This window comes from Bradyrhizobium centrolobii (assembly GCF_001641635.1).
In the GTDB taxonomy this organism is placed as follows: Bacteria; Pseudomonadota; Alphaproteobacteria; order Rhizobiales; family Xanthobacteraceae; genus Bradyrhizobium; species Bradyrhizobium centrolobii.
On the sequence record NZ_LUUB01000114.1, the window covers coordinates 55,464 to 79,756 of the forward strand.

Consider the following 24,293-nt stretch of genomic DNA (forward strand, 5'->3'; position numbering starts at 1 on the left):
TTGGCCCGTCGGAACCAGGACGGAGAACCCACACGCTAGATCGCCTGCAGGACCGCTCAGGGTCAAAGTGCGACCTCACGGGGAAGGCTGCTTCTGGGCGCAAAGCGGACGGAGTCAGTATGCTTAAGAAGCTGACTTCAGACGACCAGGTCGATCATCGCTCCGGTCTCGTCGATCAGATGAGCGCGTTCGATGCCGGCTCGTGACAACAATGCTTCGATTCGCTTTTGGTCCATCAGGCTGAAGGCCGTCGACAGCGCGTCCGCAGCCGTTGCGGTTTCGGCGATGGTGGTGACGCTCCGATAAAGATGGCCACAGCCTCCGGTCATTGGGTCGAAGAGGTGATTGAAGCGTCCAGCTGGATCGAACCGGAAGCCGTATGCCCCGGAGGTCGAGACGGCACGATCGACGATGGGAAGCCCAGCTTGGGTTCGCTCGGGGAATTCGGGATCGGCGATGCCGACTTCCCAGGCTTCGCCGTCCGGGCGCGCGCCGATGGCCCGGGTCTCGCCCATGTCGATGAGGGTATGATCGATGCCTCGCGAGTGCAGCAGCTCGACGATTTTGTCGGTGATGTATCCTTGCGCGATTCCGTTGAGCGTGACCGCGGTGCCTTTGGGGACGACGATGCGTTCGCTGCTGACTGACAAGCGGTGATAGCCGACACATGCGAGCGCCGCTTTCATGGAGGCCTTGTCCGGTCCCGACGGATCCGGATCCTCCTGTGCAAAATGGTTAGCGTAGAGCTCCCACAATGGCTGCACAGTCGGGTCGAACATACCGCCGGTAAGCTCCGCGAATCGTAGCGACGCTTTAAGAAGCTCAACGAACTCCGGAGGAGGGCCCACTAGGATTCCGGTGCGGTTCAACCGCATCAGATCGGAGTCTTCAAGATACAGACTGAACAGGCGCTCTAGGCGTCGTGCTTCCGAATATGCCGCCGCGATCAGTCGTTCGGCCTCACCGCGGTCGTGGTGGTAGATCTTCATCGTGGCGACGGCGCCCAACATGATGCCGTGCCAGATCGTCAGATTGGCCTCCGAGGTCGCGGCGCGGACGGGTGCCCCAAGCGCTAGGCCGGCAGCAGCACCGCTGATCTGGATGAAACGTCGTCGGGAGATCGCGCCAACCACCGTGTCCTCCTCAATCGAGCGAAGCGCGCCCTGGCGCGCTTTCATGAGCCGCCGCGGCCTTATCTCCGTCCGAGCCCAGCACGTACTCGCGTGGCACGTCCGCGAACGGGACGATGCGCCCGCCGTTCTCGGCGACGAACTTCTCCGCCGCGGCGCGCTCCGAGAACGGGACGGCCTCGTCGCCCCCCATTCCTGCCTTCGCGCGGCTGCCGATGACGAACAGCGCTTTTCGCGCCTCGAGCCAGTTGTCCGGACCCGGCTTCTCCCAGTTCGGCGCCTTGCCCATGTCGGACACGTAGATCGCCTGAATGTCCTTCGGCTCATCCGGCAGCACGGTGAAGGCGATGGTGTCCCGCGCCGAGGAGAACCAGACCGGCTCGATCAGACTGGCCACGAAGATTTGCCCCTTCGGTCCCGGGTGCTCGAGCACGTTCATGCCGCAGTAATGACCGATCACCTCAGCCGTCATCTTGTGAGGCGGTGGTGCTTGTGCGGCCTGCTTCTCGCCGCAGCCGGCGAGAGCGAGCAGACCCAGGAACGCCAAGGTGAGGCGTCTCATAGTTCCCTCCGCGAAAAAGCGGCCGCAGCAAGTCCCAGCGGCACGAACGTCCACACCAGCAGGGCAGCCAAGAGCACCTTTGCGGTCAGCGTAGTGCTCTGAGCAAGGCCGGCCATGCCCGCGAAGCTGCTGACGTTCGCAAAGCCGGTCAGGTTGAACAACCGGTAGACGTCCGTCGGGTTCAGCAGAAGCATCGCATCGACGGCGGCCGCCGAGATGCTGCGGCCCTGGTCCACGGCGAGGACGCCGAGTAGTGCCATGTCGTAGATCAGGACCAGAAGGAGCCACAGGCCGATACAGACGCCGGCAGCCGTGCCCCGATCGCGCACCAGCGCACTGACGAGATAGCCGATCGCCACGAATACCGCTCCGAGTTGCACGGAGGAGCCGATCATCGCGGCGAAGGCCGCGAGGCTATCGGAATCGATCCGGCTTCCGGTGGCGATCAGGGCCGCAGCGGCTATCCCGTAGCCAAGACAGGTCGCGAACGCGAGCACCGCCAGATGGCCGATGAACTTGCCGAGGAGAACCTGCCAGCGGGCGACCGGGTAGCTGAGCAGAAGAAGCATGGTCCCGCGCTCCATGTCGCCGACGATGGCATCATGCGAGATCAGTAGCGCGATTAGCGGAATCAGGAAGATAGTGAGGCTTGAGAGGCTGACGATCACCACGTCCAGCGCACGCACGCCGACGGTGCCGGTCGGGGCGCTGCCGAGGAATGTCAGCGACAATGCCAGTCCGGCGAGCAGCAGCGTGGATGCGAGCACCCAGCGGTTCCGAACTGCCTGGTGGATCTCCTTGCGTGCGATGATCAGCGCATTCATGGCGTCTTCTCCGCCTCTCGCAGGAAATGCGCGTAGAGTTCGTCCAGCGTCGGCGGGATCACATCGAGGTCCTCAACCGAGCTTCCTGCCGCCGTTGCCCTGTGCAGCAAGCTGATCTTATGCTCGGGTCCAGCATCGATCTCGACGATATGGCCATTGAGACGCCGACAGGCTGCACCACCTGGCAGCCACGACGGCAGTGCGGCGGGCGCGAGTCCGGCGACCTTCAGCCGTATCTTGGTCGGCAATCGCGCGATGTTGCGTAACTTTTCGATAGATCCATCGGCGACCTTGACGCCGCGATTCATGATGATCACGCGGCCTGCGCGTTCTTCGAGTTCGGTTAAGGCGTGGGACGACAAGAGAACCGTGGTGCCCTCGGTCGCGAGCCGCTGGATAACCTCATAGAAAGTCTGGCGTAGCTCCGGATCCAGTCCTGTCGTGGGCTCGTCCAGTAGGAGCACGCGCGGATGCCCGATGAGCGCCTGTGCAAGCCCCAGGCGCTGGCGCATGCCTTTGGAATAGGTGCCGACCCGCCGTCGGGAGGCGTCACCTAGGCCGACGGCGTCGAGAAGCTTCAGCGCGCTGGCAACGGGTTCCCGCTTGAGCCGCGCGTAAAAGGCCAGGGTCTCGCGCCCGGTAAGAGCGGCATCGAACGAGACATTCTCCGGAAGGTAGCCGAGCTGTCGGCGGCCGGCGAATTGCCCTGCCGCCGGATTGTCGCCGAGCACCTCGATCGACCCGGCGGTTGAACGGATCAGTCCGAGCATCAGCTTCATCAGCGTGGTCTTGCCCGCGCCGTTGTGGCCGATCAGCGCCACCAGTTCGCCTTGGCCCAACTCAAACGAAGCTCCGCGGACTGCTTTGACGCGGCCGTAGTCCTTGGTGACGTCGGAGATGCGCACCGTTTTCATCATCGCTCCTCCTCAGCCGGACGGCGCGCGGGCGGAGACATGAGCGGGTGGCTGTCGACGACGCCGCCCGGCAGCAACGCCGGAAACTGTGCCTGCGCCCAGCGGATTACCTGCACGGCGGGGCTGTTGACGAGGAGCTTCGCAGCCGGCGCTGTCCACAGCACGCGATCAATGAGGTCGTTCGGCCGGTATGCCGTATCGGCAATTCCATCCCCGTTGAGGTCGAAGGCCGGATTGTCGCTCCAGTAATTGCCGCGTCCGCCGGACGACCAGTCGAGGTGCCGGGTGCCGACGTATTTCACCTGGTTGGCATTGTTGACGAAGGCGTTGCCGGTGATCTCGTTTCCCTCGGAGCCGGCAGTGAAGTGCACGCCGATGGCGCAGCCTTCGAACCAGTTGTTGCGGAACTTGTTGTGGTTGGTGTTGTAGATGAACACGCACTTTTCCGGGCCATTCCGGATAGCTTGCTCTCGGTTCACGTCCGGAATCATGCCTGGTTCGTCGTCAGGACTGTCTTTCACCATACCCGCGAGCGTGCCCAAGAGTCCCCCCGTCACCCGGTTGGCGTCGATCTCGGCATAATTCGCGTAGTTGAACAGGAGCCCGTGGTCGCGGTCTCGATCGGAAATATTGCCGCGGATCACCAGCCGGTTCGAATACATGATGGCGTAACCGACATGGTTTCCGATCGAAACGTTGCCGCTGACTTCGCTGTCGTTGGTGTACATGTAGTGGACCGCGAAGCGCACCTGCTCGAATCGATTGTTGATGAAACGGTCCTTCCGGCTGGAAATCGTGAAGATGCCGTCACGACCGTAGCGGAACGTGTTGTCCGCAATGGTGACGTCAGGCGCATTCCAGAGCGAGACGCCGTTGCCCGCCTCGCTGAGGCGCCCGCCACGCAGCCCCTCGATCACGTTATGGATGACCCGCGAACCCCGCGCTCCGTGAACGTAGACTCCGAACAAGTTTCCCACCAAACGGTTATTCTCGATTGTCGCCCGTTCGGCGGTTTTCTCGAGAAAAATTGCGGAATTCATCGCCTGCAGATCGCGGCCGGATCCGCGGACGATCACGCCGCGGACGGTAACGTCCGGCGCACCGACTGTGACGACGCTGCCGTCGCCGCCGCCGTCGAGCACCGCGCCGGGGCCTCCGGTCAGCACCAGGGGGCGATCGATCCGGATCGCACCCTGGTATCGGCCCGGAGCCAGTTCGACGACGTCGCCGGCGTGCGCACGGTCCAGCAGCGTCTGCAGCGGCCGGTCGGGCGCAGCGGTCAGCGTCTCCGCAGCGGCGAAGCCCGATAGTCCGGCGGCGACGAGCGCCGCCGGAAGCATTCGTGAGAGAAGACGCACGGGCTGCTCCCGATCAGACCGATTTCGGTTCGACGAACATGCGACCCTTCATCTCCATGTGCATGGCGTGGCAGAACCAGGAGCAGTAGTACCAATAGACTCCCGGTTTATCGGCCATGAAGGTCACCGACGCCGTCGCCATCGGCGCGATCTCCATCTGGATGCCGTAGTTGACGATGCAGAAGCCATGCGTCAGGTCTTCGACCGCGTCGATATTGGTGATGAACACGGTGACCTCGTCGCCTTGCTTGACCTGGAATTGCTCCAGGCCATAGGCGGGCGCGGTCGCCGTCATATAGACACGCACCTTGTTACCATCCCGAATGAGCTTGGAATCGGCCTCGAGGTTGATGCCGTCGGCCTTGGCCTGCTTGACGGCATCCGCAAACATCGGATCCGCCCGGTCAAAGATCGAGATCGGGTTGATCTTGGAACGGTGGACGATCGTGGCGTCATGCGGCTCAGCGAAGCTCGGGCCGTCGTGGACCAGGACCATCTTATCGCCGGAGATGTCGATGAGCTGGTCGTTCTCCGGCTTCAGCGGGCCGACGTTGAGGAAACGATCCTTTGAGAACTTATTCAGCGAGATCAGCCACTTCCCGTCGGCCTCCTTGGTCTGCCCCATCGAGGAATGGTTGTGGCCGGGCTGATAGTGCACATCGATCTTCTGAATGATGGGATCGACCTTCTCGCCCTTGAAGGCGCGTTTGGCGAGCTCGATGTTCCATTTGCAGACCTGGCTGTCCAGGAACAGCGTCGTGTAGGCGTTGCCCTTGCCGTCGTAGGCGGTATGCAGCGGGCCGAGGCCGAGCTCCGGTTCCGCGACGACGACGTCGCGCGGCTTGATCTTGTCGTCGAACAGATCGTCGAACTTGCGGACGTCCATCACCGTCACCGTGGGCGCGAGCTTTCCGGCCGCGACGATATGGATGCCGTCGGGCGCGGTGTTCATGCCGTGCGGATTGTTCGAGACCGGAACGTAGCGCGTGTAGGCCGAACCCTTCCGGCCGTCGATCACGGGCACGCCGCTCATTTCCTTATAGTCGCCCTTCTTGACCGCTTCCTCGATCCGCTTGAGGTTGAAGATGACGACCCAATCCTGCTCGCTGGCCGTCATCTCGGCCAGGGTGACGCCTTCTTCACTGTTGTAGCAGGTCGAGAAGCAGTACTTGCCTTGATAGTCGGAATCGACGTTGTCGAGATTGCCGCTCACCATCACCTGCCAAGCCACCTTCATCGTGTCGCCGTCGAGCGCCGTGAAGATGGAGTGGTACTCTTTCGGGTTGTCGAGAACCTTGCCGTCGTTCGGCAGCGGCACGCCGTCTTCTCCGTTGCAGAACACGTATCCGGTGCGCGGATATTTTTGCAGTCGCAGGCCATGAACCGTGTGCTGGTTCGGCAGTTCGATGATCTTGTCGCACTTCATGATGTCGAGCCGCACCCGCGCCACACGGCTGTTGGCCTTGTCGTTCATGAAGGCGTAGCGGCCGTCGTAGGTGCCGTCCGTGAACGAAATGTGCGGGTGGTGCAGGTCGCCGTTCATGAAAGTGCCGCCGCGGCTCTTGAGGAATTCGCGGGTTGCCGGCTGCATCCCTTCGGTCAGAATCTTCAGACTTTCGTTGGTCTGGCCCCAGCCGGTCGCGCTGCAGCGGTTGAAGACGGGGACACGCATCAGTTCGCGCATCGACGGGAGCCCGATGATCCGCATTTCGCCGGACTGGCCGCTCGAGAAGAACACGTAGTATTCATCGAGTTCGCCAGGCGCCACCTCGGTCTTCTGCACTGCTGGCCGCGCCGCCGGCGCCTTCGGAGCGGCCGTCTTGGTCTGCGCGTCTGCGGTCGAGACGAAGCCACTGCCGTCCTTCGTCACCACCGCTCCACCGGCCAGGCCAACGCCCGCCGCGGCGGCCGTGGTCCCCAGCAGCGTTCGGCGGCTGACACCCTTTCCGTTCTCGTTGTCACTCATGATTATCTCCTCGACTTTCGGTTTCAGGTTGCTGGTGGAGTGATGGCATCGACAGGTGGCGCGCCGACCGGCTTGCCCGCGGCGGTGATGACGGTGGCAGGACCCTTGCCGCCTGTGCGCATTGAAGGTGACGACAGCGCCTGGCGCTTCTCCCGCTTCAGCCGCAACTGGATCATGTGCGGGCAGCGGTGGTCATCGAAATAGAGTTCCTGACAGTGCATGCAGTAGATGCACTCGTTGACGTTGATATGCCCTTCCGGATGGATTGCCTGGACCGGACACTCGTTGGCACAGCGCTGACAGGGCGAGCCGCATTCGGGCCAGCGCCGCAACCACTCGAACATGCGGATGCGGCCGGGGATCGCCAACGCCGCGCCGAGCGGACACATGTAGCGGCAGAAGAACCGCTCGACGAAGAGTCCCACTGCAAGCAGGGCCAAGGCGTAGACGACGAACGGCCACTCGCGCGCGAATTTCAGGATGATCGAGGTCTTGAACGGTTCGACTTCGGCGAGTTGCTCCGCGAACGCGGTAGAGTAGAGCGACATGCCGAACAGGCCGAGGAAGATGATGTACTTGATCGGCCAAAGCCGTTCGTGAAGCGCCCAGGGAACGCGGTACTGCGGGACCTTCAAAGCCTGCGCGACGTTGTTGAGAAGTTCCTGCAGTGCGCCGAACGGGCAGAGCCAGCCGCAGAACGGTCCGCGCCCCCAGAACAACAGCCCCGCCGCGATCGAGGCCCAGAGGACGAAGATCAGCGGCGCCGAGAGGAAATACTCCCAACTGAACCCGGTCAGCAGCGAGTTCGTAAAGGTCAGGACGTTGACGACCGAAAGCTGCGCGTTCGCGTACCAGCCAAGCCAGACCAGAATGAAAAGCAGATAGCCCCGGCGAACCCAAACGTACACGGCGGGACGGCGGACCAGGATGTTCTGAAAAAAGAAGATCAGGGTGAGCGCACCCAGCGCCGCCACGGTGAAGCCGATCTTGACGGTATTGCCGCGCCAAATCCGCGTCCACAGCGGCTCCTCGTCAGACGCGGCAGGCGGCGTACCGACTTCGCGCGTCTCGGCAGCCGCGGGTGCAGACGCGGGCGCCGCCTGTGCAGGCTGCGTCGGCGGCGCCTGGAACTTCAGATAGGTGTCGGGAAGCGTATAGCCGACATCGAAGGTAACCAGCGCCTTGTCCCGGGCGCCAACCACGCGCTGTACCAGGAGCTGCAGTACCCATGGTTCGGTCGGATCGAGCGCGAGCTCGGGCGGCACCGTGAACAGCGCGATTTCCGGGAAGTCGGGTGTGCCCTCGGCCGCAAGGCTGCCAAGCCGGGTGTGATCGCGGTCCCTGAAGCGGACGCTGTTGGTCTCCTGGATCAGTTCTATGCGGTCGAAGATCCCCCCGCGGACGTAGGCGGCGCCCTTGAACGAGTAGCGCCCGGATCCGGCGACGACCAGCGCCTGTTGACCCGGTTTCAGCCGTCCTGCGAGCCGATTGAAGCCTTCGTCCCCGAGCAGACTGCGACCGATCGTGGGGACGGCGACGTCGGCCACATACAGTTCGATGAACGTGTCGTCCGGATCGCCTTCCTCCGGATGCGCAACTGCGGCGGCGTTGCCTGTGTTTTCGAATGCCTTGTTGATGTCCGCAACCGAGAGGAATAGCCGCCGGACCGAACCGTCACCGACGAGACTTTGCCAGTCGCGAACCTCGTTTTTTCCGGGATCGATAGCTTTCGACGCTTGCGGCGTCGCGCTAGTGGCTGCATTGCCTTGGCCGCCGAGGCGACCGCTCTTGATCAGCTTCGCCGCGGAACGGACGATGCTGTCGCCGATCACCAGAACGGTTACCGTAGCGCCGCTGACGATATCGACCTGGGGTGCCGGCGCGGCGCCGCGCGTCACGCTTCCCATATCGACCCCGATCAACTTGTTGACGGCCTCGAGAATGCGCTTCTCCGGAATGCCGACGAGCACGATCGGTTCCTTGTGCTCGACGAGTTTGAGACCGGTGAGGACTCCCTTCGGATCGATTCCGACCAGAAGCCGGATCGGCTTCCCTGAATAGCCGATCGCATTGGCGAAGTCGGAATTGAGGTAGACAAATCCTTGCAACTGGTCGCCGCGGTAGACGGGAACGATCGGCGGGTCCCCCTGCGGCGGCCCGAAACGGTCCGCCCCCGAAAAGAAGTCGCCCGGCGCGACTTTCGGCAGGTAACTGGCGAGATCACCGGCCGCATGCGCCGCATGTGCCCACAACGTCGCGCAAATCGCGAGAATGGCGACGAAGGCCAATGCGGGCGCAGGTTTGGAGGCGGCGAAAAGACGGCCGACCATGGCGTACCTCAAAGCGGAACAGCCTGCCGCATATTCCATCGGATATTGAGTGTTGACGTCCCGGGATCACCATTGACGGCGGATAGGACGACGGGTTGAGCCAAGACAACTTGATCTGGGTCAAGAGGGCCTATGTAGTGATATGAAGGAATGTGAACTTTGCGCTGCAGCAAACAGCGAAGGAAATCGATCATGCCGTTGTTGCGAACGACGCTCCTGCGGGCCGAACCCGCAGGTACCCTGCATTCGCTCGACGAACTGTTTGCGCTTGCAAATGCGATGGAACATGAGGCCGCGACCAAATACGCCGAGCTCGCCGAAGAGATGCAACGGCAGGGCCGTCCTGATCTGGTCGCGGTTTTCGCCGAACTCGCCGCCGCCGAGCGCGAACACGTCGACAGCGTGCAGCGCTGGTCGCAGTCGCGGCGCGGGAAGCCGCCGGATCCTGCCCTGGTCCGCTGGGAAGCGCCGGAGACGTTCGACCCGGAGACGTCCGCGGAAATCAAAGCATCGCGCCTGATGACGCCCTACCGGGCGCTCGCCATGGCCGTGCAGAATGAGGAGCGGGCCTTCGCATTCTGGTCGTATCTCGCCGCATCTGCGCAAGACGCAGAAATCAAGAGGGCGGCCGAAGCAATGGCGCGCGAAGAGCTCGGACATGTTTCGACGCTCAAGAAGGAGCGGCGCCGCGCCTACCACCGCGAGCACGGCCGGAAAGACGCTGACGGATTGGCGAGGGTGGCGCCCTCGCAGGTCGATGCGCGAAGGCTCGAGCTTCGGCTCGCTGCGCACCTTGCGGATGCCGAGCGCTGCCTGCAGGGGGCGGCGGCGGCGCGTGCGCGCGAGCTTCTCGACGAGACGATGGAGATGGCCGATCGAGCCGGCAGTTTCGGCAGCTTCTCCGGCGCCCTTGAACTGCGGGACGCTGAAGTCATCGCCGAGGCCTTGGCCGACGCTTACCTCGAAGGAGCTGAGCGCTCGGACGATGCCGAGCGCGTCCAAATCCTGCAGCGACTCGCGGAGAGAGCGATCTTGAGACTGGCCTGGCTGCGCTCGCTTTCGGCGACCTGAACGAGCGGTGGCTTCGCAGCAGCGCCTGCGCTGCATGCAGCTAGTCGTGCGGATCGTGCCGATCGCACTCCGGGCATCGACCGTCCTCGGCGGCGCCGAGTTGACGGCCGAACTCTTCCCTGAGAGCGTCCGATGGCCAGGCCTCGCCATCGCTCCTAACGATTCGTTTGGCGCGTTCGAAGGCATGGCTCTCGGCGGCATCGTCACCCACGCGGATGACCACCTCCTCATGGAAAGGGCAGACCATCGTGGCGCGGGTGGTCTCGAGTGCATAGCGCACGACTGCAGCTAGGTCGTCTGTGTGAAGATTGGCGGACATCACGGCTCTCCTGCTCGAGTGCCCCCGCGAAAGCGCGTTTGTCGGTCGGCAGACAGGCCTCGCCTGCGACAGCCCTTTGCCGCCGGTTTGAACGAGCCGGACGCAAATCAGCCCCGGCTTCCAGAAGGAGCGCCGAGGCCGATTTCCACTTTCCGTTCAGTTCAGGCTTCGGCGGTCCAACCCGCAATGCCGACTGTAGTTCCACCGAACTGTGCCCAGGCCGGGGCTCCGCAACAGTAACGGCGGCGCGCGCTCATACTTTAAGTGTAGGCTCGAGCCGGCGGCTCGCCTTGACCTGCCTCAACCAGAATGAGGACGGCAGGGCCGCTCCCTGAAGCGGGAAAAGTTTGAGGCTGTCCTGCGTCGGCTCGTGAGTAGTCGGGAGGGGAGTGCCGTCGGCTGCCGCCTATCCTTGAAGCTGGAACGGGTCGAGTCCGGCCGCGTTGCCACGCGCAGGAGGATAGCTCGATGCCAAAGCGAAACGGACGAACCGCGGACGCAAACAGGATGGTCCTCCCGTAGCCGGCGGACAGAAACACGAATTGCACAACGAAGCCCGAAAGAGGGAACGCCTTGCAATTCTTGGGCTCGGTCGCGAGGTCCCCGATCATCTCGCATTCTGCGGTTTGAACGCGCAGATTCCTCCCTAGCGCGCCGATGCGGTCCGGCTTTTCTTCACTTGAGTGAGCGGATGTACTCGGCCAAATCCGAGATTTCCGACCGCTGGAGCGACAGGCTTGGCATATTGGGGTGAGGCCTGAGCAGCAGGAACGCGAGTTGCTTCTGATCGAACTCGGGCGTTCGCGCAATTTGGCTGAATGGCGGCGCATGGTCGATGGCATTCGTCTGGCCGGACTCGACGACATGGCAGCTTGAGCACCAGCGTTTTGCGATGTCCTTGCCGTGTTGGGGATCGGCCACGGCGGATTGCGCCAGAATTGCGAACACGAGAAATGCGACGAAGGAGGATTTGAGTGCTTCGGACATCATGGGCCTTTTAACGTTTCAGCTCAAGGATAGTAGACGGTGCGACTACGTGGAGAGTCGGCCGGATCTACCTTCAGACGATCCGCATGCAGAGACCAGTCGTGGGTCCCGTGGATATTGCAGAATCTCGCCTTGGCCTTCCGCTCCGCCTCCCCGTCCCGAGCGTCGAGTTCGATGGTGGTCTGGTAGACCTCCGACATTTGGCCATTTTTTTTCGCCGAGGACATCCTTGGCGAAGTGGAACGGACAAATCACTCTCGCGTGCGGCGACCTTCTTCGCCTGTCGCCAGTTCTGGATCATTCCTATGTATTCGGCCGGCGCGATGTACTCGCTATTGAATAACCAGGAAACGCGGCTACTTTCGTTCGGCTTCAGCCTCTTGCTCCAGCCGCAGAATATGTGCGCGTAGCGCATCGAACCGCTCTTCGGCAACATCGCTGAACAGCGGATCCTTACGACCGGTTACCGCCGAGGCGATCTCGGTCCAATCCTGTGGCTTTAGTGCCTTAAGCGCAGCGGGAAAGAAATCGCGATCTTCCATCATCATATGACGGCGCTCCTGCTCGATGAAATCGCGAACGATCGTATCCACATTTTGGCGAAGAACCTCCCGATCCGCGAGCACGCTGTCAATCGCGTGAGCGACGCGGCGCAAGCGTTCGGCCCCTTTCTGGTGTTCGCGAGCTAGGTCGCCGACCTTCGCAGCCGCAGCCGGATCACGCGCTTTTAGCTTGGCAAAGACGCGGTCTTCCTGGGGATGGTGATACACTTCCGGGTAGACTTCGAAATAGCTGATCACCGCGCGAATGACCTCGTAGTCGGGACGGTCTCCGCGGTCGAACACCTCGAGTTCCCGCTCGAGGATGGCGAGCAGCGTCTCAATATTGCGATGCTCTTGGGATAGGCGCTCAATGATCATGGCAACACTCCACTGAGTGAACCACTTTAAAGAATGGTCCTCTGGCCAGTATCGGCTTTGCGACAGATCAAATCTGGTCAGATTCAGGATGCAGCCACATACGCTGAAATGAGTTCCGCCGGGGGAGGCTCACCGGCCAGCCGCGCGCCAGGGTGGGACCGCACACGAAGCCGAGATCGTGATTCCCAGGGCCTTGAGTCCGACAGTGACGTCGCGCCGAGCGCTCTCTATGCGGTTGCGATCGGGGGGCTCGAACGTGAAGCGTCGTGTCGTGATGAACCGGCCCGACGATCGCATTCGACGAGGTCGTCATGAAGCCGTAGACAAGATGCGGCCCGGGATCACCTTGGACTTGGTGCTGCGGTCGCCTTTGAATTCAGTCGAGATGCCGCGAGCGCCGTGAGTGGTGGATCGTAACTCAGAACTCATCGCTGCGAAGATTGTTTCCGCTTGGGTGCTTCCTGAATCCACTTCATGTAGTTGAGGACCGCCTCCGCATCGTCCCTGTTGAAGCGGAAGGTCGGCATCGAGGGATGGATGCTGCTATAGCCGTCCTGCAGTCGTTGCAGGAAGTCGCCGTCGTAGAGTTTGGTTTCGCTAAAACTGCGGAAGGGCGGCGCATGCCTATCGGGGCTCGCGCCGGTCCTGCCAACCGAGTGACAGCGGGCGCACAAGCTTTGCAGCAACTCTTTGCCGTGTTGCTGCTCCTCATCGCGCGCGTTGACGCAGGTAGTCCACAACAGACTGACTATCGAAAGTATCAGCAAGGATCGCATAATCGCAGTCTCTTCGCGGAATAGTTACCAACGCGAGGTCGCCTTGCCGTAGATATAGAGCGCAATCAATCCGAGGGTCACCATTGTCGAGAAGATCAAGGCATTTCGATCCCAATCAATCCGTTCCCTTTCGCTTCTCCTAAAAGCGAGCGCCGTGAATAAGGCTTTCATGGCAAATCGGCGCATCGGAGGAGTCCTCCAGATTAAAAAAGCGATACCACGACCGTCGAGAGCCAGTTTGATGCAGCTCAAAAGGTGAGTTCGGCTGGCGATGAGTGCCGCCCACGGTTAGGCCTGGCCGCCGGCTTCTTTGGTGAGAGTTGACCTGCCTCAAGAAGCGCACGCCAATTCGGAGTTAGACGTTATGTTAAACGGAGGCGACCAATGGACGAGGCGTGCAGACGGAGAATACTTCGGCTTCTGGATCAGCACCGGACCATGAGGATCGCGACGTTGCGACCTGACGGCTGGCCACAGGTGACCACCGTTGGCTACGCCAACGATGGCCTCGCTGTCTATTTCCTGTGCGGAGCGGACAGTCAGAAGGCCGCTAACCTCGCGAGCGACGATCGCGTCTCGCTTGCTGTGGATGACGATCCCGCGCAAGTGGTGGACATCACGGGCCTATCGATGGCGGCACGCGCGAAGCTCGTAACGGACCCCGCGGAATTCGAAAAGGCCTTGCGGCTCCTGATCTCGCGATATCCGAACCAGAAGGGGCTTGATTTCCCCATGCCGAAAACTTCGGACGTTTGTGTCTTCCGCCTGACACCCACGATCGTCTCCTTGCTCGACTACTCAAAGGGATTTGGACATACCGACTTAATCGCGTGCTAGACAGGCCGCGTCTTCCGCTGAGGCGAAACCCGCTCATCGCGTCCGATCAGGCCGAAGCTCTCGCGAATTACATCCTTAGCCTAAAGACTCAGGACTAGAACACCGATCAGCGCGAACGAGCCTGGTCGCCTTGCAAGGTCTCAAAGAACGCCACGATCGCATCGATCTGGTATTCGGCGAGCTTTGGATTGAGCATTGCCTGGTTCGGGCCTACGCGGCGGTGGTTTGACGTCAAGAGGTGTCGGAGATCGCTGACTGAAAAGGATGGCCGGCTGGCAATTTCGCTGAAGCTTGGCGCTGGGAAACGAAAGGCAGGTGTCTCCCTTGAAGGATCCGAGACGACGTGACAGAGACCGCAGGTCCCGTGAGCGAGCGCGCGACCCTGCGCGATCTGATCCGCGAACAACTGATCGCTGAACGGCGAGTTGGCCGGCACCTGGATGGTGATCGAACCGAATCCGCTGGCGCGGTGGCAAGTATTGCATCCGTTGGTGAGATCCGAGTAGGCCTTCGCGAATGCGGCACTATCCTTCAGTTGAATCGCGCGATCCAGGGCTTGCAGCTGTTCGGTAGTTTGGGACGATCGCATGCTTTCGGACGGCAGGAGCGTTGCCTTCCGCAAGTTAGCCTGGATCTGCCGAAGCTCATAGTTCGCCAGAGTCCAGTTGCTGAGCTTGCCGGCGAACCACAATTTGATGTGCTGGAATTGGAGCGCGCCCATGAGGTCGGATAGTTGGGTTGGCGTGCTATCGGCCGGCAAATTGACCTCCGCCCCCGCATTCAATAGCGGCAGCAGGGCGACAATCGCGGCGGTCATCAGCGTCCGGAAGTTCATACCAGCGCTCAAAATGATGAGGCAGGATGGCATCAAGGCCAGGCTCGGCGTTGATTTCGATCAAAACCGCTCCAGATGACGGACGTCGCGCGCGCACCAGACCATGTCCCGACGGGTGAAGAGCCGCAATCGATCGCGAGGCGCTCGCCCGGTACGAAAACCTGATCGAGGACGTCCAGGACTCGCCGCCCTCGGCAGTCGCTGGCGCGAGTTGATGCCGGGGAGAACCAGGGACCTTGCAGCCGTAGGTTGGCTGTGCGGGGAAGCGGGCAGCCGTTCGTGGTTTGGAGCAAGCCGGACATTCGACTGATCCCGCATGTCCCGGAAGAGCGCACAAGCTGGCTCGCGAGGAGCGACCGTTTTTGGCGGACTGCCCGGACCTGCACGCCCCAGGGGGGCCAAGTTCTGCGATCTTGATGACCGGGCTTGCCATGGTAGTACCGTAGATAGCGTACAAGGGATATCCGACCGACGCGACAGCTGGACGTTCGCGTGCCATCTAGGGCTGCAATGATTGTGCGTCAGTCCCGTCGATGAAGTTAGCAACAGCTCGCTTAACCCCTGCCTCGCGCCCGACAAGTAGGTGTCCTCCCGTTTCGAACACTTCGAGCTTGGCTGCCGGAATAGATCGGGCGGCGAATTCGGCGGCAGGAAGCGTATTGAAAAGATCGTCCCGTGTTGTCACGACCATAGTCGGCACGCGGATAGCGTCCAGCGGTATCGGATGGAGATCCGAAACAGTGTCGAGATTAACGCCGCGAAAGCGCCGGGAAAGTGGTTGCACACTCTTCATGATGTGCAGGACGCGATCCTTTTCGCTCTGTGACGCCGCGCGGAGCACTGCCGGCGAAACACCCAGAAAGCGGACGAGAATGGACGGCGCGATCCTCTCAAGCGACCACCAGGCGAACTCCGCCCCCGAATTGACGAGCCAGAATGCAAATTTGCTCGCGCGACTTCCCTCGATCGAGACAAGACTTGCAGGCGAGTAAGTCGCGGGCACAATAAGAACGATCGCCGTCACGCGGCCGGAGTGGCGGAGTGCAAGCTCGATTGCAGACCGCGCGCCAGCCGATGTCCCGATCACGATGGCTTTTTCAATCTTCAACGCATCGAGAAGCGCTGCGTGCATGTCCGCCTGCGCCGCATCAGACGGATCGGGCGGAACTGGCGTGCCGAGATAACCGAACCGGGACGGCGCAATCACGCGATAGCCGCTGCCGACGAGATCGGCGGCGATGTCGAGGCCCTGATCGTAGCCGCCGCCAGCACCATGGATGGAGAGCAGCGGCATGCCACGGCCGAATTCTGCGAACTGGACCGCGCCTAGCGCGGTGGAGATCACACGCCCGCCGCTTTCGATCCTGGTCCGCGCATTATCTATCTCTGCACGGTATGACCAATAGACGAGAGCGCCAGCGCCAACGAGGACAGCCAGTATGAGCGGAAGCATGGCCTTGCTCCGGCTCACGCGGCATCGATGACGGCGGAAACCGGCCGGCGTAGCGAGGGCGGCAGCATCGCACCGCGACCAAATCGCACAATCAGATCCGGGCGCCGGTCGCCAAGCCCCAAATAGGCTGCGATCTGGAGTCGCAAGAAAGGCACCTCAACAGGTTGATTGAGACATGCGTTCCGGATTCCTAGCGTCGTCGCCTGCAGCGCGAAACGCTGGTAGGCGCGTCCAGCGGCAACCCAGCCTGCCTTGTCGCCGTGCGGAGCGACGAAAATGGCAATGCCCGCCGACGAGCGGATATGCTCGGCGTATTTGTTCTGCTCTCCCTTCTCGGTGAAGACAAACCTCAGGAGGCGCCGCGCAAGCCAGGTCGGCAGTGCCGGGTTGCCGGAGCTGCGTGCGGCAAGCCCGTCCAAGCGCTCGATGGCTACTGCATCGTTGAAGCGGATCCAGGATGTGAGCTCTGCCATGAAGGCAGGATCGCGCATCTGCGCCGTGTTGCCTTGAATGACATAGTCGAGAATAGCCTCCATGCGCGATCGCTCGGTAACGATAAGACACTCCACGCCGCATAACGAGCCGGCATTCTCGATTGTGCGAAGGTCCTCCGAACTCAGCGCGGTGCCATCATACTTGGCCCGCGTGCATTGGCGTCGCGTGATGGCCTCGGCCAACGCATGATTTGATACTGCAGTGCGGTCGAGCGCGATGACGACTGAGCCGGGATCCGTGGCGTCGACGACAACGCTCGCGCTCAAGCCGAGCATCGCGGCAGCCTGTACCAGGTTCTCAGCTGCGCAGCCGAGTGAAGCGAATAGGTGATGATCGTTGGGATCCACAGCAGGGCAGCGACGGTCGAGATCTGGACGAATGGTGATCCTGTTGGCCGCCAGGGTGAACCGCCACGGCTGTGTGTTGTGGCTGTTGGCGGCCAGGGTCGCCGCACGGACAAGCTCGTGGGCGCCGCGCGCCGGATCGAGCGGACGCCATACAAGACGCACGGCTTCCTCGTATGTTGAGGGTTGCTGGGCGTGGGCTGTTGGCATGCCGGCTGCGTACGTGGCAATCGTTCCGAAAAGCAGGGATCGACGTTTCATGCAAAACTCGCAAAAGAGCCGCTGCGTAAGAAAAGTATCGCCGAACTCACTCAGGTAACTTGATCCATCGCAACGCGCTCGACTGAGAGGATAAGCTTGTTTTCGCTTTGCGATGGAAGGGACAGTGAAATGGCAAGGCGCTCGGTTCACGGCGTTTCGCTGGCTGCGTACTTTGCCATCGTTTTCGCAGCCGGCTTCGCGCTCGGCGTTCTGCGCGTCCTGGTCCTACTGCCGAGCCTCGGCGAGACGGTCGCTGTCCTTCTCGAAATGCCGGTCATTCTGACGTCCGCGTGGCTTGCCTGTCGATGGATCATCACGCGTTTTGGTGTGCCAAAGAAGGGCACCGCTGGATTGATCATGGGTGGGCTCGCGTTCGCACTGCTGATGACGGCCGAGTTCTTGCTCGCAACATTGGGTCTTGAAAGGACGGTATCGGAGCAACTCATTCGCTATGGCCGGGTGCCGGAGCTGCGGGGACTTGCGGGACAGCTGCTATTTGCAGCATTTCCCAACATTCAGTTGGCGCTGATGCGTCGGAGCGAGCACCAGCTGCCGGTCTCGATGATGAACCGGGCTACTTCAGAAGGAGCAGACAACTGACGCCGTGGACCGCTCTCGGACATGCTCCAACCGCTATCCAAAAGAGTGGTGCGCCGAACTGACATGGTCGGTGTATGTGACGGTTACATGAATGATCTATCGCAAGGCCCGGAGCGCGAGTCTTCGCTATGAAAACAACATAACCGCTGCGGGCTGCATCATGAAAACCCAGATCATTCGCGAGCTCGGACAGGGCGACATGCTGCTGCCGTCGCTGGTAGCGGAAGGCCTTGCCGCCAACGACCGCATCAAGGTGCGCATGAGCGCGCTGCAGGCCGCACACCAGCATGCCGAGGCACCCGATCGGCCGGCGAGCGAGCTTGTGGTGGAGAGTCAAGCGGCCGGAATCGCGCCGGCCGCAATCGCTACACTAATCGCCGGCGCCCACCTGATCGGCGGCGAGCGACTTGCGGCGCCGAACCTCGCCAAGCTGATGAAGGAGATCCAGGACGACGCCGCGACCATGGTCCGTGCCGTCAGCGCCGGTGCTCCAGTCGATGGCGAGAAGGCGAACGCCCGGCTGAACGCGATCCGCGACGCGGGCCTGCTCGAAACCGGCAACGAGATCGAGATCTCGCGCATCGGGCGGTTGACTGGCGTCACCGAGTCCGCAACCGACAGCCTGCACCGCCTGGTGATGGACCTGCACAAGCGGCTCAACGGGCTCGCGGCAAGCTGCTCCGAGGAAAACCTGAGCGGCGCCCACGTATTCGGACTCCATGCCGAGGATCGCAGCGCGGTCGAGGGTTTCATGAAGGGGCTGAACGAGACCCGTGCGCTGAAGTTCGACCACCCCGGCCTCGACACCATGGCGACCCGCTCGGGCGGCCGGCTCCTGATCCAGAATGACATCGGCACCACCGACGCGCATGTCGTCGTCATCGCGGTGAAGAAGGACGTGATCACCGTCACCTACAGCGACGTGCACCTTGCGCGCACAAAATTCTTCATCTCGCTCTTCGACAGGTTCGAGGCGAACTGGAGCGGGCTCGACCGACACGCCGCGGTCGGTCTCGGCGAGGACAATTCCTTCTACCTCATCACCGGCCAATATCAGGCGAACCACGCCAGTGACCGCAACGAATTTCTGGCCGCCGTGGGCGCCGCGCTGGTGTTCCTGATCGACTGGAACAAGGCACGCAAGCTGTTGCGCTCCTGGGTGACCAAAGACGACGCCACACGCATTCTGGAATGGGCTGCACGGAATCGCATCGGCCATCGCGGCTTCCTTGAGCTCGGCGGCAATGAGCTGTTGGGATCGGCGGTGCGCAATGCCGCGCCGACGCGGATCGGCTTCGGTGAACGTCTCGACCAGGTGCTAGGCCGCAGTGCTGCGATCGATTTCCTTAAAGCTGCGCTGCGCGCCTCTACCGGCGCGCTACTCGCGGGCCGTTCGGTGCGCATGGTACGCGACCAGATCGAAGCCGATCTGGTGCGTCACCTCGAGCGCGTCGATGGCGCGCTGCTCGCGGTGGTGCTACGCCAGATCGGGCTCGCGCACGACATCGTCGCCGCAATCTCCCGCCACATCGCGGCCCTCCAGGCCGGCCTGCCGGCCGACCGCAAGGAGCTCACCAGGCGATGCGGCCACATCGAGCAGAAGGCCGACCGCATCGCACTGGAGGCGCGCAAGGAGGTCAGCCGGCTCAACGCGCGGCCGACCATCGGACAATTCATCGACCGCGCCGAAGAGGCCATCGACGAATTCGAGCAGGCGGCGTTCATCGCCTCATTGATGCCCGACCTGACCGACAAGGCACTGCTCGTAGCGCTCGCCGAGCTGTGCACCATCGGCCTGACCGCCACGGAAGTCGCAGCCACCGGTCTTGCCGCCGCGACCGACGTCTCGGAAGGGCGGCGCGCGGATTCTGAGGACGCGCTCTCCGCGGTGACCCGGCTAATCGACGCCGAGCATGCCGCCGACGGTCGGGAGCGCGCGACCACGGCGCTGGTGTTTTCCGGTGGCTTCGACGTCGCGACCTCGCTCTCGGTCCTCGAGCTCGCGCGCGCCATCGAGCGCGCCACCGACCGCTTCGCCGGCTTCGGACATCTGCTGCGCCGGCACATCATGATTGATCTCGCAGCCTGAGGAACGACCATGCATATCGTGCGTATCGGCGACGCGGCGACAGAACTGCACTCTGCCGAGGAGATCGGCGCCAAGGCAGCCAACCTCGCCCGGATGGCGGCACTCGGCCTGCCGGTGCCGCCGGCCTTCGTGCTGCCCGTCAAGCTCTGCGCCGACATCATCGCCGGCCATGCCCATGCGGAGCGGAACTTGCGCGATGGGCTGAAGGAAGGCATCGCCTTCCTGGAGGAGACGACAGGAAAACGCTTTGACGATCGCCGCCAGCCGCTGCTGGTGTCCGTGCGCTCGGGCGCAGCGCGATCGATGCCAGGCATGCTCGACACCGTTCTCAACGTCGGCTGCACGTCGAACGCCGTACACGGCCTGATCCGTGCCACGGGACGCCCGCGGCTCGCCTGGGATTGCCGCCGCCGCTTCCTCGAAAGCTTCAGCGAAACCGTACTCGGCCTCGATCCCGCGGCGTTCGCCGCGCGCCTCGTCGAGCTGACGGCCGGCGAAAGGGTCTCAATCGATCGCGAGCTCGACAGTGAGGCGCTGGAGCGGCTCGCTGCGGAGGAGCAGGCGCTGGTCGAGCACCGCGACGACGGCTGGCTCGAAGACGCTGTCGCGCAACTGGAAGCCTCGGCGCAAGCAGTCTATCGATCCTGGATGAGCGCGCGCGCGCAGACCTATCGCAAGCTGCAACAGCTGGATCATCTCGAAGGCACTGCGGTCACGGTGCAGGCGATGGTGTTCGGCAATGGCGGGCTCGCATCCGGCGCCGGCGTGGCGTTCTCGCGCGATCCCTCAACGGGGAAGCCGCATCCGATGATCGAGCTCGTGCTGGACGCGCAAGGCGAGGACGTAGTCTCCGGGCGGCGCATGCCCGATACGGAGGAGGCGATCGCGCGAGCGCTCCCTTCGACCGAGGTCGAGCTCGGTGAGGTCCTGACGCGGCTCGAGCGGGAGTTTCAAGACGTCCAGGATGTCGAGTTCACCGTTGAGGACGGCAAGCTCTGGATCCTGCAGACGCGCTCAGCCAAGCGGACGCCGCGTGCGGCGGTCAGGATCGCCATAGACCTTGTGCATGAAGGGCTCATCACAGAGAGTGAAGGATTGGCGCGGATCGCCGAGATCGACATCGCTACGCTCACCGAGACAACGCTTATTTCGACCGGCGAGCCGGTGGCAACCGGCATGGGCGCCTCCGGTGGCATCGGCGTCGGCCGCGCCGCCTTCGATTCGGAATGCGCAAAGCGGCTTGCCGCCACGGGCGAGCCGATCATCCTGCTTCGGCCTGATACCAGCACCGCCGATGTTGCGGGCTTCGCTGTGGCGGCGGGCATCGTCACGGCCGTCGGTGCTCGGACATCGCATGCGGCGCTAGTGGCGCGACAGATGGGCAAGCCGTGCGTGGTCGGCTGCAGCGCGTTGAAGATCGCCCTCGATAACAGACAGGCGCAACTTGCAAACGCGACGCTCAGGGAAGGCGACTGGATCACCATCGAAGGTGATACCGGACAGATCTATCTCGGGCGTTGCAAGACGGTGGAGACGCGGCCGGAGGTCGAACTTGCCGAAATCGCCAAATGGCGATCGCAAGTCAACGCGCGGCCAGCACGCGAGTGTTCGCAGAACTAGTTCAAAAGTGCGCCAAGCACGTATCCATCGGTGCCCAGCACCTTAGCCGCGATTCCGACGATCCCAGGAGTCCGTTCCTCGTGTCGTGATCGAATTCGGAACAAAGACAAGTTGACGAGCGGTGGGTGGCTTGCGAGCGGCTCCGTTTGTTGGAGGCAAGCGTTCAAAACGTTGATACTGCTCAAACAACGGAGCTGGTTTTGGAAAAGAATGATGTGAGTAGCTGCGGAATGAGACCATGTCATTTGAGCGGGTTTTGCGATGGACCCTGGTTGCGATCGCATCCGCGGGATTGACCGCGGGTATTCTTGCGAGAGCTGCGGGCCGGCCTGATCTTGCCGACCTTGCGTGGGCAATCGGCACGGCGCCCGTGATCGCAGGACTGGCGGTCTCGATCGTCAGGGACCTGCTGGGCGGCCGCCTGGGAGTGGACGCGATCGCACTCCTTTCGATGGGCGCGGCGTTGGCTCTCGGACAGCCGCTTGCCGGGGCTGTGGTCGCGCTGATGTACTCCGGCGGCAACGTGCTGGAGGAAATCGCGATCGCGCGGGCTGAGCACGACTTGCGGTCACTGGTCGATCGCGCACCGCGCTGGGCACATCGCAAGACCGGCGAGCGGATCGAGGAGGTGCCGATCGAGGCAGTCGCGGTCGGCGAAGAGCTCCTGGTACGGGCCGGCGAGATCGTGCCGGTCGACGGCATCGTCCGTTCGGCCATGGCCACCATCGACGAGTCCGCGGTTACGGGAGAGCCGATCCCCGTCGAGAAGACACGTGGCAGCGCCATCCTTTCTGGTTCGCTGAATGCGGGTGAGACGTTCGAGTTGACCGTGACCGCGCCGGCCGGCGAAAGCACCTACGCTGGCATCGTGCGCATGGTGACGGCGGCGCAAACGGCGAAAGCTCCCTTTGTGCGGCTGGCCGACCGCTATGCTCTGATCTTTCTTCCCGTGACGCTCGTCATCGCCTTCCTGGCGTGGTGGATCTCCGGCGATCTGACCCGCAGCCTCGCCGTGCTGGTGGCGGCGACACCTTGTCCCCTAATTCTGGCCGTACCGGTCGCCTTCATCGCTGGTGTGGCGCAAGCGGCCCGCCGCGGCATCTTGGCCAAGGGCGGAGGGGCGCTGGAGGTGCTGGCTCGCGCGCACACGGTGCTGTTTGACAAAACCGGCACGCTGACCGTGGGAGGTGCGCGGTTGCTTTCGGTTGAAGTCGCTCCGGGGGAAAATCCGGACGAAGTCCTCACGCTTGGGGCATCGCTTGAGCAGGCCTCGCATCACGTCCTCGCCAAGACCGTCGTCGCTGCGGCCGTCGATCGCGGCCTCAAGCTCAAAGCGCCCGAACAGGTCAAAGAAACCATGGGCACCGGTTTGTCCGGCCTGATCGACGGCCGCCAGGTAACCGCGGGCTCGCGAGAGCTGCTTCGCTCGCATACCGAGCCGTCGCCATGGGAGCTGCGGGCAATCCGGCGCGCATCGTGGCGCTCGGCGCTGATCGTCTTTGTCGCCGTGGACGGCCGTCCGATCGGTGCGCTGCTGCTGGCCGACGAGCTGCGGGCTGATACGCCGCGAGCGATCCGGCTGCTGCGCGATGCGGGCATCGCCCGAATGGTGATGGTCACAGGCGATCGCGCCGCAGCGGCGCAAGCCATCGGTGCAGCGCTCGACCTCGATGCCGTGCTGGCCGACCGCGTTCCCTCGGACAAGGTCGAGGCCGTGCGCACGGAACAGCGGCTGTATCCGACCATCATGGTCGGTGATGGCATCAATGACGCCCCGGCACTGGCCGTGGCCGATATCGGGGTCGCGCTCGGTGCGCGCGGCGCGAGCGCCTCGTCCGAGGCGGCGGATGTGGTGATCCTGGCCGACCGACTCGATCGCGTTGGCGAAGCGATCATCATTGCGCAGCGGGCACGGCGTATCGCCCTTCAAAGCATTGTTGTCGGTATGGGATTGTCGATAGCGGCCATGGTGGCCGCCACCGTCGGCTGGCTGGATCCTGTGCCGGCGGCGATCGTGCAGGAGGTGATCGATGTTGCCGTCATCCTGAACGCGCTGCGGGCGCTCACTCCAGCTCATGGGAGCGCCGGTCGCCGGATATCCGCAGAGCAGGGCCTGGCACTGCACCACGACCATCAGGCGCTGTTCAGGGATCTCGACCGACTGCGCAAGATCGTCGATGCGATCGACGATGTCCCGCCAGACACCGCGGCGGCCTTGATCGAAGAGGCCGATCGCCTGGTTCAGGGCAGTGTCGTGACGCACGAGCGCGAGGACGAGGGCAGCGTCTATCCGAAGATTGCAAGTGTGCTGCGAGAACGCCACGGCCTCTCGGCCATGAGCCGCGCGCACCGAGAGATCCTGCACCTTGCGCGGCTGCTCGCGCGGATCGCGGCGGACCTACCGTCAGAAAAGGTCGACCGTTATCTTATCCGAGACGCCCAGCGTGTGATCGAGGCGATCGAAACGCTGGTGCGCATGCATACTGCTCAAGAGGAGGATATTTACGAAGCGGTGGCCGCGCAGTGATCAGCTTGGCGAGCTTTACGCAACCTGAGCGCCAAGCAACAGGGCCTTGTTGGTTAGGGCGCGGACTCATTAGCA

The 24,293-nt window shown here is 62.7% G+C and carries 20 protein-coding genes; 6 read left to right on the forward strand and 14 right to left on the reverse strand.

The window, feature by feature from the left end; translation table 11 throughout:
- Positions 1-137: 137 nt before the first annotated feature.
- Genes AYJ54_RS40960 through AYJ54_RS40990 form a run of 7 tightly spaced genes read right to left on the reverse strand, consistent with a single transcriptional unit; the run spans position 138 to position 9,084 of the window.
- Positions 138-1,178, reverse strand: coding sequence for an FAD:protein FMN transferase (locus AYJ54_RS40960; RefSeq protein ID WP_063708160.1), 1,041 nt, complete (start codon positions 1,176-1,178; stop codon positions 138-140).
- On the reverse strand, positions 1,144-1,692 hold the full coding sequence (locus tag AYJ54_RS40965; protein WP_063708161.1) for a nitrous oxide reductase accessory protein NosL: 549 nt from the start codon (positions 1,690-1,692) through the stop codon (positions 1,144-1,146). The genes AYJ54_RS40960 and AYJ54_RS40965 overlap by 35 nt, the downstream gene beginning before the upstream one ends.
- Positions 1,689-2,516 carry an ABC transporter permease gene (locus AYJ54_RS40970; protein WP_063708162.1) on the reverse strand — a complete coding sequence of 276 codons (828 nt, stop codon included), beginning with the start codon at positions 2,514-2,516 and terminating at the stop codon, positions 1,689-1,691. Before AYJ54_RS40970 ends, AYJ54_RS40965 begins: the two co-directional genes overlap by 4 nt.
- Positions 2,513-3,433 carry an ABC transporter ATP-binding protein gene (locus AYJ54_RS40975; protein ID WP_063708163.1) on the reverse strand — a complete coding sequence of 307 codons (921 nt, stop codon included), beginning with the start codon at positions 3,431-3,433 and terminating at the stop codon, positions 2,513-2,515. Before AYJ54_RS40975 ends, AYJ54_RS40970 begins: the two co-directional genes overlap by 4 nt.
- Positions 3,430-4,788 carry a nitrous oxide reductase family maturation protein NosD gene (locus tag AYJ54_RS40980; protein ID WP_136624290.1) on the reverse strand — a complete coding sequence of 453 codons (1,359 nt, stop codon included), beginning with the start codon at positions 4,786-4,788 and terminating at the stop codon, positions 3,430-3,432. The genes AYJ54_RS40975 and AYJ54_RS40980 overlap by 4 nt, the downstream gene beginning before the upstream one ends.
- A gap of 13 nt (positions 4,789-4,801) precedes the next feature.
- Positions 4,802-6,754 (reverse strand): TAT-dependent nitrous-oxide reductase, encoded by a 1,953-nt coding sequence (gene nosZ, locus AYJ54_RS40985; RefSeq protein WP_063708165.1) that lies wholly within the window; start codon positions 6,752-6,754, stop codon positions 4,802-4,804.
- A gap of 23 nt (positions 6,755-6,777) precedes the next feature.
- Positions 6,778-9,084 carry a NosR/NirI family protein gene (locus AYJ54_RS40990; protein WP_063708166.1) on the reverse strand — a complete coding sequence of 769 codons (2,307 nt, stop codon included), beginning with the start codon at positions 9,082-9,084 and terminating at the stop codon, positions 6,778-6,780.
- Between the two features lie 192 nt (positions 9,085-9,276).
- Between AYJ54_RS40990 and AYJ54_RS40995 the strand changes: the two genes are divergently transcribed.
- A complete protein-coding gene (locus AYJ54_RS40995) occupies positions 9,277-10,155 on the forward strand; it encodes a ferritin-like domain-containing protein (RefSeq protein ID WP_063708167.1) in 879 nt (292 codons plus the stop codon).
- Between the two features lie 40 nt (positions 10,156-10,195).
- Here the strand turns inward: AYJ54_RS40995 and AYJ54_RS48420 are convergent, their stop codons facing one another.
- The 4 genes from AYJ54_RS48420 to AYJ54_RS41020 all read right to left on the reverse strand — a co-directional run bounded on the left by AYJ54_RS48420 (position 10,196) and on the right by AYJ54_RS41020 (position 13,157).
- A complete protein-coding gene (locus AYJ54_RS48420) occupies positions 10,196-10,474 on the reverse strand; it encodes a hypothetical protein (RefSeq protein WP_082906074.1) in 279 nt (92 codons plus the stop codon).
- Between the two features lie 675 nt (positions 10,475-11,149).
- Complete coding sequence (locus AYJ54_RS41005; RefSeq protein WP_063708232.1) at positions 11,150-11,461, reverse strand: c-type cytochrome; 312 nt, start codon at positions 11,459-11,461, stop codon at positions 11,150-11,152.
- Positions 11,462-11,817: 356 nt separating this feature from the next.
- A complete protein-coding gene (locus AYJ54_RS41015; protein ID WP_063708170.1) occupies positions 11,818-12,381 on the reverse strand; it encodes a hemerythrin domain-containing protein in 564 nt (187 codons plus the stop codon).
- Between the two features lie 425 nt (positions 12,382-12,806).
- The gene (locus AYJ54_RS41020; protein WP_063708171.1) at positions 12,807-13,157 is read right to left on the reverse strand and encodes a c-type cytochrome; all 351 of its coding nucleotides are present in this window, start codon (positions 13,155-13,157) and stop codon (positions 12,807-12,809) included.
- Positions 13,158-13,541: 384 nt separating this feature from the next.
- Between AYJ54_RS41020 and AYJ54_RS41025 the strand changes: the two genes are divergently transcribed.
- Positions 13,542-13,994 (forward strand): pyridoxamine 5'-phosphate oxidase family protein, encoded by a 453-nt coding sequence (locus tag AYJ54_RS41025; RefSeq protein WP_063708172.1) that lies wholly within the window; start codon positions 13,542-13,544, stop codon positions 13,992-13,994.
- 106 nt (positions 13,995-14,100) lie between these two features.
- Here the strand turns inward: AYJ54_RS41025 and AYJ54_RS41030 are convergent, their stop codons facing one another.
- The 3 genes from AYJ54_RS41030 to AYJ54_RS41040 form a co-directional block, all read right to left on the reverse strand.
- Positions 14,101-14,829, reverse strand: coding sequence for a hypothetical protein (locus tag AYJ54_RS41030; protein ID WP_063708173.1), 729 nt, complete (start codon positions 14,827-14,829; stop codon positions 14,101-14,103).
- A gap of 499 nt (positions 14,830-15,328) precedes the next feature.
- A complete protein-coding gene (locus AYJ54_RS41035) occupies positions 15,329-16,282 on the reverse strand; it encodes an alpha/beta hydrolase (RefSeq protein ID WP_082906084.1) in 954 nt (317 codons plus the stop codon).
- Positions 16,283-16,296: 14 nt separating this feature from the next.
- Positions 16,297-17,382, reverse strand: a complete 1,086-nt coding sequence (locus AYJ54_RS41040; protein WP_063708175.1) for an Acg family FMN-binding oxidoreductase — start codon at positions 17,380-17,382, stop codon at positions 16,297-16,299.
- 129 nt (positions 17,383-17,511) lie between these two features.
- Here AYJ54_RS41040 and AYJ54_RS41045 point away from each other — a divergent pair, with 129 nt between their 5' ends.
- The 4 genes from AYJ54_RS41045 (at position 17,512) to AYJ54_RS41060 (ending at position 24,218) form a co-directional block, all read left to right on the forward strand.
- Complete coding sequence (locus AYJ54_RS41045; protein WP_063708176.1) at positions 17,512-17,982, forward strand: hypothetical protein; 471 nt, start codon at positions 17,512-17,514, stop codon at positions 17,980-17,982.
- 160 nt (positions 17,983-18,142) lie between these two features.
- Positions 18,143-20,071 (forward strand): hypothetical protein, encoded by a 1,929-nt coding sequence (locus AYJ54_RS41050; RefSeq protein ID WP_063708233.1) that lies wholly within the window; start codon positions 18,143-18,145, stop codon positions 20,069-20,071.
- 9 nt (positions 20,072-20,080) lie between these two features.
- Positions 20,081-21,691: a PEP/pyruvate-binding domain-containing protein gene (locus AYJ54_RS41055; RefSeq protein WP_063708177.1), complete on the forward strand. Its 1,611-nt coding sequence runs from the start codon at positions 20,081-20,083 to the stop codon at positions 21,689-21,691.
- A gap of 238 nt (positions 21,692-21,929) precedes the next feature.
- On the forward strand, positions 21,930-24,218 hold the full coding sequence (locus tag AYJ54_RS41060) for a heavy metal translocating P-type ATPase (protein WP_063708178.1): 2,289 nt from the start codon (positions 21,930-21,932) through the stop codon (positions 24,216-24,218).
- The last annotated feature ends 75 nt before the right edge of the window (positions 24,219-24,293 follow it).

Excerpts from the sequence above, each read along its gene's own strand:
- AYJ54_RS40960 (WP_063708160.1), bottom strand. The coding sequence starts at position 1,178 with ATGAAAGCGCGCCAGGGCGCGCTTCGCTCGATTGAGGAGGACACGGTG.
- AYJ54_RS40965 (WP_063708161.1), bottom strand. The coding sequence starts at position 1,692 with ATGAGACGCCTCACCTTGGCGTTCCTGGGTCTGCTCGCTCTCGCCGGC.
- AYJ54_RS40970 (WP_063708162.1), bottom strand. The coding sequence starts at position 2,516 with ATGAATGCGCTGATCATCGCACGCAAGGAGATCCACCAGGCAGTTCGG.
- AYJ54_RS40975 (WP_063708163.1), bottom strand. The coding sequence starts at position 3,433 with ATGATGAAAACGGTGCGCATCTCCGACGTCACCAAGGACTACGGCCGC.
- nosZ (WP_063708165.1), bottom strand. The coding sequence starts at position 6,754 with ATGAGTGACAACGAGAACGGAAAGGGTGTCAGCCGCCGAACGCTGCTG.
- AYJ54_RS40990 (WP_063708166.1), bottom strand. The coding sequence starts at position 9,084 with ATGGTCGGCCGTCTTTTCGCCGCCTCCAAACCTGCGCCCGCATTGGCC.
- AYJ54_RS40995 (WP_063708167.1), top strand. The coding sequence starts at position 9,277 with ATGCCGTTGTTGCGAACGACGCTCCTGCGGGCCGAACCCGCAGGTACC.
- AYJ54_RS48420 (WP_082906074.1), bottom strand. The coding sequence starts at position 10,474 with ATGTCCGCCAATCTTCACACAGACGACCTAGCTGCAGTCGTGCGCTAT.
- AYJ54_RS41005 (WP_063708232.1), bottom strand. The coding sequence starts at position 11,461 with ATGTCCGAAGCACTCAAATCCTCCTTCGTCGCATTTCTCGTGTTCGCA.
- AYJ54_RS41015 (WP_063708170.1), bottom strand. The coding sequence starts at position 12,381 with ATGATCATTGAGCGCCTATCCCAAGAGCATCGCAATATTGAGACGCTG.
- AYJ54_RS41020 (WP_063708171.1), bottom strand. The coding sequence starts at position 13,157 with ATGCGATCCTTGCTGATACTTTCGATAGTCAGTCTGTTGTGGACTACC.
- AYJ54_RS41025 (WP_063708172.1), top strand. The coding sequence starts at position 13,542 with ATGGACGAGGCGTGCAGACGGAGAATACTTCGGCTTCTGGATCAGCAC.
- AYJ54_RS41030 (WP_063708173.1), bottom strand. The coding sequence starts at position 14,829 with ATGAACTTCCGGACGCTGATGACCGCCGCGATTGTCGCCCTGCTGCCG.
- AYJ54_RS41035 (WP_082906084.1), bottom strand. The coding sequence starts at position 16,282 with ATGCTTCCGCTCATACTGGCTGTCCTCGTTGGCGCTGGCGCTCTCGTC.
- AYJ54_RS41040 (WP_063708175.1), bottom strand. The coding sequence starts at position 17,382 with ATGAAACGTCGATCCCTGCTTTTCGGAACGATTGCCACGTACGCAGCC.
- AYJ54_RS41045 (WP_063708176.1), top strand. The coding sequence starts at position 17,512 with ATGGCAAGGCGCTCGGTTCACGGCGTTTCGCTGGCTGCGTACTTTGCC.
- AYJ54_RS41050 (WP_063708233.1), top strand. The coding sequence starts at position 18,143 with ATGAAAACCCAGATCATTCGCGAGCTCGGACAGGGCGACATGCTGCTG.
- AYJ54_RS41055 (WP_063708177.1), top strand. The coding sequence starts at position 20,081 with ATGCATATCGTGCGTATCGGCGACGCGGCGACAGAACTGCACTCTGCC.
- AYJ54_RS41060 (WP_063708178.1), top strand. The coding sequence starts at position 21,930 with ATGTCATTTGAGCGGGTTTTGCGATGGACCCTGGTTGCGATCGCATCC.